A 7700-nucleotide genomic window follows, 5' to 3' on the forward strand; every position below is an offset into this window, starting at 1 on the left:
TACTAAACTTACGAATCAATTGATCAATATGGGAATATTAGACAATCTTAGTAAGGATTGGTTAATAAAATTGCTAATTTTCAGCTTTGTATGCGTTTTCCATCCCAAGCGAATAGGTTTCCACTATCGTCAGCGTGCAGATTATCAGCCACATTGAGCAAATGAGCGGCACTGATTTTCGGTGTGAATAATTGCTTGCTTGGAACATTTGCTTGAAAAGGCTGAGAGAGGGCTGTGTCTACAGTGCCCGGATGTAGGCCAACTATCACTGCTTCTGGCAATTTGCGTTTCGCTTCAATTGCAAAATTTTTGATGAGCATATTGAGCGCAGCCTTGGAGGCACGATAGGCATGCCAGCCACCTAACCGGTTATCATCAATCGATGAAACACGCGCTGAGAGAGCTGCAAAGATTGTTTTAGAGGATTTAGACATTCGCGGCAGAGCGTGTTTAGCGATCAAGGCTGGGCCAATCGTATTGATTGCAAAAGCTTTTTCAAAGCTCAAAGCGGTCAACTGTTTCCAGCTTTTTTCTGGCGCAATAACGTCATCATGAAGAAAGCCTGTTGCGACAAAAACAAGGTCAAAAGTTAGATTGTTAGGCGTGGTGGAAGCTATTTTATCAAAAGCAGTAATAATGGAACCTTCATCCTGAAGATCCAAAATTCCGGTAATGATTTTGCTATGTTTAAATGTCGTTTGAGATCTAGATAGCGCGTAGACTTTGCTGCATCGAGGATCATCTGCAATGGCTTGCACACAGGCGTGACCAATGCCACCACTGGCACCAATAATGATTGCTGTGTAATTTTCTTTTAATGTTTGAAACCCTGAAAATGCCAAAGGGTCTGGCCCATTGCTGGTACCAGACCCATCAGGGGGCATAGGGGGGCGCTTATTTGAAGCGATTATGCAACGCCTTGTTCTATTGCAGCTTCCTTCATTGCTTTTTGCAGTTTTTCAAAAGCACGCACTTCGATCTGACGAATACGCTCACGAGACACATTATATACCGCAGAAAGCTCTTCCAGCGTTGAAGGTTCATCTTTCAGGCGACGTTCTGCAATGATGTGTTTTTCTCTTTCATTTAAGCCTTCCATCGCTGTTTCCAGCAATGACATGCGCGTTGAAAATTCATCATTCTGCTCGTATTCTTCCGCCTGATTTTGCTGATCATCATCTGATAGCCAGTCCATCCATTCGCCATCACCATCGGCTCCACCGATTGGTGCATTCAAGGATGCATCACCACCCGTCATGCGGCGGTTCATGGATATTACTTCAGTTTCACTCACATTTAGACGTGTCGCGATTTCTGCAACGTTTTCAGGGCGAAGATCACCTTCTTCCAACGCTTGGATTTCACCTTTGAGGCGACGCAAGTTGAAGAATAGTTTTTTCTGTGCCGCTGTTGTACCAAGTTTTACAAGGCTCCATGAGCGCAAAATGTATTCTTGGATAGATGCACGAATCCACCACATTGCATATGTGGCAAGTCTGAAGCCTTTATCAGGGTCAAATTTTTTGACAGCCTGCATAAGGCCAACATTGCCTTCAGAGATAACTTCACCGATAGGGAGGCCGTATCCGCGATACCCCATTGCAATTTTTGCAACGAGACGTAGGTGAGATGTCACCATTTTTTCCGCAGCTTCAGGGTCTTCATGGTCGCGCCATCTATTGGCCAGCATGAATTCCTGATCTTTTTCCAGAAGAGGATATTTACGAATTTCAGTCAGATAGCGCGACAAGCCTTGCTCGGGTGAGAGCGCTATAGATGTTGATAACTGTGCCATTGGATGGCCTCCTCATTTTACCTATAGATGAGTTCAAATTCTCATCTTAGAACCTTGTGTGGGCTAAAGATGACGAAAAAAATCCGTTTCGTCTGCCCCTGTTTTCTCTATATGTTCCATAAGTGCCATGAATAATGGTCGAATGGAGTATATAAAATATTCATCGAACCAACACCGAAAATAACTTCCCGCATCGCAGTTTTGATCCGCATTTTAGTAATATAGGGAGGTCCGTGTTCGATTTAAGAGGTTGATTTCATATATTTTTAAATTCAAAATACGATGAATTTCGTTTCAGAAGTAAAATGCTTGTAAAATCAAAAAAGTAGAACGATTATTCTAAATTTTGAGTTAGAATAATTATTCTAAAAATATTGTTTTTTTCTTTAATCACGTATTTTTGATCAGTTGTTTTGGCCGGTTTTGCCAGACTAAAGACGTAGTTCAGCACTCTTGTAATCTTAACGAATACCTAATTTAAATGGTTTAAATTTTGTACAGTTTCCCTGTTAAGTTTATCTGGATCATAACATGACTGAAGTGAAGCAAGTTCAACAAGATAATTTTTCTTCGAATTTGGAACAAGATAAAGAGACAAACCTTCTTAGAGATTTTGCGAAAGAGGGGACAGGAGTTGCTCACGGCATAGTTGATGTTTCATGCAGTGTCAGGGAATTAAGCTTTTTGCTTGAAGGGCAGGAAGCTTTGCTTGTTAAAGTGCGTTCGGAGATGAGCGATCTGGAAACAGCCAATGCTGCTATCGTGACGAGCGCGGCAGCCTCTCAGAATGTTGCTGATGCGACAAATCAAGCTTTATCACAATCCTTAAATGATTTTCGCGAAGCGTTATCTTGTATTGATACATTGGCGGGCGCAGTGTCTGAAAGTCAGGTTCTCGTATCATCGTTGAAACAAGAATTAGATAAAGTATCCAATGTCGCACAAACTATTGAGGCGATTGCCGGTCAGACAAATTTGCTGGCGCTGAATGCGACGATTGAAGCAGCGAGAGCAGGTGAAGCTGGCCGTGGGTTCGCTGTTGTTGCCGCTGAAGTTAAAGCTCTGGCTGCCCAGACAGAAAATGCCACAAAGCAGATATCATCAACAGTCGATGAGTTAGGAAGCAAATCCGATCAGCTTTTTGATGGTGGGCTTAAAAGCTCCAAACTAGCGGAGCAAGCTTCGCAAGCAACACGCGCGATCAATGCGACATTGGACAAAACCGAAAATTCGGTTGGTCAGATGGTTGGAGAAATCACTCAAATACTGGGGGCAGCAACTCATATAGAAGAGCTTAGCCAACAATTAGGCGGGAATGTCAGTAATTTTGCAAAAGGGTTTGAAAAATCCAGCGAAAACCTGCGCGGCGCTGAAAAGCAGCTTCAGGGTTTAAGAGGTATGGGTGAAGGATTGATGGCTGTAACTGCCCGAACTGGCATTGAAACCGTAGATACCAAATTTCGAGAAAATACCATTTTCCTAGCAGATCAAGCGTCTAAGTTATTATCTGAGGCTGCAGCACGCGGTGAGTTTGATGTCGATGAGAGTATTTCGCCAGATTACAAATTAGTCCCAAACTCATCCCCAGAGCAATTCCTGACGCCTTATAACGAAATATTCGACCGGATTCTGCACCCACTTCTTGATGGTGCATTGGATTTTGATTCAAAAGTCGTATTCTGTTGCTGTCTTGATAAAAAAGCATACCTAGCGACACACAATTCGAAATTTTCCAAACCACAAGGCGATGACCCAGTTTGGAATAATGCCAATTGTCGAAACCGACGCTTTTTCGTGGATACAGTCGGGAAAAGAGCTGGAGCAAACACATTGCCGGTCTTAAGCCAATGTTATGAACGGGATATGGGCGGCGGAAAATTTACACCCATGGTGGATGTGTCAGCCCCAATATTTATTCAGGGTAAACACTGGGGAGGCTTGCGCTTCGCATATGCGCTCTAATCTTACCTTATAATTTGCTAGGTCGGCAGGTTTCTAAGCGCTGCTAACAGATTTAGCATGTCTTCAGGTGGTTCCACTTCAAAGCGAAGGTTTTCCCCTGTTACTGGGTGCTCAAACCCTAAAATCGCCGCGTGCAATGCTTGGCGTTTAAATTCTTTACAAGCATGTGTTGCTGTTTCAAATGCGGGGCCGGACCCGTGTGCTTTCAAACCGCGATAACGTCCATAGGTCTGATCCCCCAAAAGAGGGGCACCAATATGCGCCATGTGAACGCGAATTTGGTGGGTGCGTCCTGTTTCCAATCGGCATTCTGTAAGGGTGGCAGCCGGCAAGCCAGATGTGGCGTCTATTCTCCCAAATTGTTCCAGCACTTTGTAATTGGTAATGGCGTGCTTACCCTTCTGTTCGTAATCCTCTTCAGATTCGCCATGCCATTCAGCAGACGCAGACAGGCGAGATTCACGAACAACAGCCATCTTCTTTCGGTCAGTTGTTGAGCGAGCGATGCGGGTTTCAATTTTTCCCAAAAGAGGGCGCGGCGCACCGCGTGTCACCGCAAGATAGGCACGTTCCATAAAGTGAGCTTGGAAAAGTGAGGATAGGCCTGTGTGCGCAAATTCTGTTTTTGCTGCCACCATCACACCGGATGTGTCCTTATCCAATCGGTGGACAATTCCGGGGCGGGCAACGCCGCCAATACCAGGCAATTGACCTGCGCAATGGTGCAATAATGCATTGACGAGCGTGCCAGACGTAGAACCGGGCGCAGGGTGAACGACAAGTCCCGCTGGCTTGTTGATGATGATCAGATGCTCGTCTTCAAATAGCACATCCAATGGAATGTCTTCTGGAAGCGGTTCTGCATCTAGGGGTGGCGGCATCAAAATGACATAACGACCATCAGCTATCACTTTGTGCTTTGGACTAGTGATCGCTGTATCATCTAGCAAAACATCACCTTTTTCGATGATGGCTTTAGCACGAGAGCGCGACAATTCTGGCGCGGCGATAGGCAGCCATTTATCCAGTCGTTCACCAGCAAATTCTGCGGGGGCGACGATCACAATAGATTGTGTTGTGTCTGAGTTAGGTGAATTGTCTGAAGAGAAGTCGTTTATATCTGTCATTTCAAGACAGGTGCCGTTCAAATAGTCTCTTGTCAAATATCGAATTGATAAATTTCATAAAACTAAGGTGTTTTTGCAAATTTTAATGCGAAGCTTAAACGCCGACTGGCGGGAAAGTTCTTAACTGGTTCCAGACATCATACATGGCCACAAAATCAAAATTTTGATCAGCACGGTCATCTGCATCAAGATCAGCAGGGGAGTTGCGTGTAATCAAAATACCAACAATTGCTTTGCTTGTGGCATCATACACAACGCCGCCCGACATCCCCACAACAACGGGTTCAGCTGGACTTGATATTGTGGCTATCCAATCTGTCGTTTGTGGGCGCTGCATATAGACTTCAGCTTCTCTAAATGAAGGCGTGCTAGAGCCAGCAGGATAGCCTGCAACCACAATTTTTTGACCTATCACCGGCGCACGAGGTTGTTGGTCAGGTATAGTGCACCCCATAAGTGCAGCATCCATTTGGCCCGGATATAGAATTTGTTGACCGCTCGCAAATGGAGGGGATGTATTTAGCATTTGCCGAATGACATGGCCGGCAGTGATCCAACCGCCCCAAAGTTGAAAGAAACTTCCATACACTTGAATGCCGCGTTCATCGAAAAAGTGACGTTTCAAACTAATATTTGCCGGAAGAAGCGGCGAGGGCTCGACTATGCTTGGCGCGTTATTCGCAGGTGTATCCGCAGGATTTTCAACGGGTTCAGCCGGTTCTGTGGCACCATTCCGCGAGTCCGTTAAAATCGAATGCGCAAGACGTGCACCAGACACTAAGCGTCGCGCCCATCCCAATCCAAATGATGTAAATGTTTTCAAGCTGCCGTAGAATACACCGCGTCTAACCACGAATTCATTCAGCAGTTTCTCTTCGTCTATTTGTCTGACTGCGCGCAATGTGTTGGGGCCGATCGCGCCATCCACTTTTATTTTCTCACCGAGTGCACCCACTGCACGTTGTAATGTCTTGATAGCTGCACCCGGACCTGAATTGACAGCTGCATCCATCATTAGCATAGCGATGGAAGGTGGTAGGTCGTCGCCAAGGATTTTGTTCCAGTAATTTGCACGATAAATTTGCGCAGCTTCATTGTATGATAGGTCTTTGACTTCCTGTTTCGGAATGGAGGGTTTGCCGCGCCAGTTCGCAAGGGTTTGTCGCGTAATGCCATAATTGGTGGCACCACCCGGATCATTGGGGTGATCAACATATCCACCTTCCCATGTGAATATGTGTTTCATTGTTCTTTCATAGACATTCGAAGCCGACATGAAATTCACCCCCTCAGACTGATGCGTATGGTCCCGCTTTAAAAGCAAATACCCATCTTCATTGGTATATTTTTGGCTTTATATCAGTGTTTCGATATTTTGACATGCTTGCATTGCAGCGACAAGATACAAACAGTGCAGCATGACGAGTTTTGCTCTCAATGAACAAGATTCATATTATGCTGGTTTGTCTTCTGTTGGATTAAGTGTCGATAAGTCAGTGATTTGGCGATAAAAACAAGATACCCGTCCAGTGTGGCAGGCACCATCAGTCTGGCGCACTTTCAGCAAAATTGCATCCTGATCACAATCCGTGTGGATCGATTCGACATATTGATAAGCACCGGATGTGTCGCCCTTGCGCCATAATTGATTGCGAGAGCGGGACCAGTAAACAGCGCGTCCTGTTTCAATTGTCAGCTTGAGCGCGTCTTCATTCATCCATGCAAGCATCAACACTTCATTGGAAGATACATCCTGCGCGATAGCAGCAACAAGTCCATCACTATTGAACCGAGGACGAAAGCTTGTTGTTTCGTCTTGCTCAGATCCAGAAAGCGGCGGCGGAAATATAGGTGTTTTATTAGCTTGGGACATGGCGCAAACTTAGGCGTATTTTTCCTTGTTTGCCAGCGGTTTTTAGACATTAATCACTTAATTTTTGGCATGTGACTAAGGTGTCAAATAAACTGCTTTGTCAAAAATATGCGACATTTTTTGTAAATAATGTTTGACATGTAAAAAATATATGACATTTTGTGTCCATAATATTTTACATTTGTGGAGATAAGGAATGTCATTTAGAGAAAAAAGCGCTTGGGTCTGTTTTATTGGATTATTAGGCGTGTATGGGACCTATTTCGTCCAGAACGGGTTTCAGCTTCCAGACACGGCAACGCGTGCTGGATTAGCGTATAGCCAATTCTGGTTGATGATTTCGTTGGTTGTCATAATGGTCGCAGGGCACATTGTTGCAGCTGTGCTCTCGCCTAAAGATGCTGAAGCCGATTGTGATGAACGTGATAGCCAAATCATTGCAAAATCTGGTGCCTTGGGCGGCAATATCGCCATGGCGGGAGCATTACTTGCGGCGGCAAGCGCTTTTAAAGGGGCGACTGGGTTTCAAGTTGCAAATTGGGTTTTGCTTGCTGTGTTTGCCGGTGAATTGGTGCGCTATGGTATGCAAATCGCTAAATACAGATATTGGCTTTAGGGGGAGGCATGAGTAAAGAACTCCCATTTAGCAATCATATTCAAGAATTGCGCAAAGCCAAAAAGCTGACACAGCAAGAATTGGCGGATGCAATCGGCATGACGCGCCAGACAATTGTCGCGATTGAAAAGGGGAAATACTCTCCTTCACTTGAGGCAGCATTTAGAATTGCGCAGACATTGGAACAAAGTCTCACAGACGTTTTTGTGTGGAGCGAGTAATAAAAAAGCCCAGGCGTTTCCTGGGCTTTTTCAAATTGAATTTTTTATGCGATTTAGCGTTCGCTCAATCGTAGAAAGCGGTCGCGTAGATCTTTGTCTGTTTTGA

The 7700-nt window shown here is 44.9% G+C and carries 8 protein-coding genes; 3 read left to right on the forward strand and 5 right to left on the reverse strand.

Going from position 1 to position 7700, the window contains the following annotated elements:
* Positions 1 to 80: 80 nt before the first annotated feature.
* Positions 81 to 884, reverse strand: a complete 804-nt coding sequence (locus AC5EF3_RS13865) for an SDR family NAD(P)-dependent oxidoreductase (RefSeq protein WP_493548471.1) — start codon at positions 882 to 884, stop codon at positions 81 to 83.
* 23 nt (positions 885 to 907) lie between these two features.
* Positions 908 to 1795 carry an RNA polymerase sigma factor RpoH gene (gene rpoH, locus AC5EF3_RS13870; RefSeq protein ID WP_493548472.1) on the reverse strand — a complete coding sequence of 296 codons (888 nt, stop codon included), beginning with the start codon at positions 1793 to 1795 and terminating at the stop codon, positions 908 to 910.
* 531 nt (positions 1796 to 2326) lie between these two features.
* Between rpoH and AC5EF3_RS13875 the strand changes: the two genes are divergently transcribed.
* Complete coding sequence (locus tag AC5EF3_RS13875) at positions 2327 to 3757, forward strand: methyl-accepting chemotaxis protein (protein ID WP_493548473.1); 1431 nt, start codon at positions 2327 to 2329, stop codon at positions 3755 to 3757.
* A 17-nt stretch (positions 3758 to 3774) separates the two neighbouring features.
* Here AC5EF3_RS13875 and AC5EF3_RS13880 read toward each other — a convergent pair whose 3' ends face one another.
* From AC5EF3_RS13880 to hisI, 3 genes are all read right to left on the reverse strand, one after another.
* Positions 3775 to 4884 carry an RluA family pseudouridine synthase gene (locus AC5EF3_RS13880; protein WP_493548474.1) on the reverse strand — a complete coding sequence of 370 codons (1110 nt, stop codon included), beginning with the start codon at positions 4882 to 4884 and terminating at the stop codon, positions 3775 to 3777.
* Between the two features lie 94 nt (positions 4885 to 4978).
* Entirely contained in the window at positions 4979 to 6160 is a 1182-nt protein-coding gene (locus tag AC5EF3_RS13885; protein ID WP_493548475.1) for a glycoside hydrolase family 108 protein, read from the reverse strand.
* 177 nt (positions 6161 to 6337) lie between these two features.
* Positions 6338 to 6757, reverse strand: a complete 420-nt coding sequence (gene hisI, locus AC5EF3_RS13890; RefSeq protein WP_015828212.1) for a phosphoribosyl-AMP cyclohydrolase — start codon at positions 6755 to 6757, stop codon at positions 6338 to 6340.
* A gap of 196 nt (positions 6758 to 6953) precedes the next feature.
* Between hisI and AC5EF3_RS13895 the strand changes: the two genes are divergently transcribed.
* Together AC5EF3_RS13895 and AC5EF3_RS13900 are read left to right on the forward strand one after the other, a co-directional pair.
* Positions 6954 to 7373, forward strand: coding sequence for a hypothetical protein (locus AC5EF3_RS13895; RefSeq protein ID WP_015828211.1), 420 nt, complete (start codon positions 6954 to 6956; stop codon positions 7371 to 7373).
* A gap of 8 nt (positions 7374 to 7381) precedes the next feature.
* Positions 7382 to 7594: a helix-turn-helix transcriptional regulator gene (locus AC5EF3_RS13900; protein ID WP_015828210.1), complete on the forward strand. Its 213-nt coding sequence runs from the start codon at positions 7382 to 7384 to the stop codon at positions 7592 to 7594.
* Positions 7595 to 7700: the final 106 nt, after the last annotated feature.

This window comes from Hirschia sp., from assembly GCF_058892565.1.

What these genes read in the sequence shown, in the direction of transcription:
- AC5EF3_RS13895 (WP_015828211.1), top strand. Translation starts at nt 6,954, where the DNA reads ATGTCATTTAGAGAAAAAAGCGCTTGGGTCTGTTTTATTGGATTATTA.
- AC5EF3_RS13885 (WP_493548475.1), bottom strand. Translation starts at nt 6,160, where the DNA reads ATGTCGGCTTCGAATGTCTATGAAAGAACAATGAAACACATATTCACA.
- AC5EF3_RS13875 (WP_493548473.1), top strand. Translation starts at nt 2,327, where the DNA reads ATGACTGAAGTGAAGCAAGTTCAACAAGATAATTTTTCTTCGAATTTG.
- AC5EF3_RS13880 (WP_493548474.1), bottom strand. Translation starts at nt 4,884, where the DNA reads ATGACAGATATAAACGACTTCTCTTCAGACAATTCACCTAACTCAGAC.
- AC5EF3_RS13900 (WP_015828210.1), top strand. Translation starts at nt 7,382, where the DNA reads ATGAGTAAAGAACTCCCATTTAGCAATCATATTCAAGAATTGCGCAAA.
- AC5EF3_RS13865 (WP_493548471.1), bottom strand. Translation starts at nt 884, where the DNA reads ATGCCCCCTGATGGGTCTGGTACCAGCAATGGGCCAGACCCTTTGGCA.
- hisI (WP_015828212.1), bottom strand. Translation starts at nt 6,757, where the DNA reads ATGTCCCAAGCTAATAAAACACCTATATTTCCGCCGCCGCTTTCTGGA.
- rpoH (WP_493548472.1), bottom strand. Translation starts at nt 1,795, where the DNA reads ATGGCACAGTTATCAACATCTATAGCGCTCTCACCCGAGCAAGGCTTG.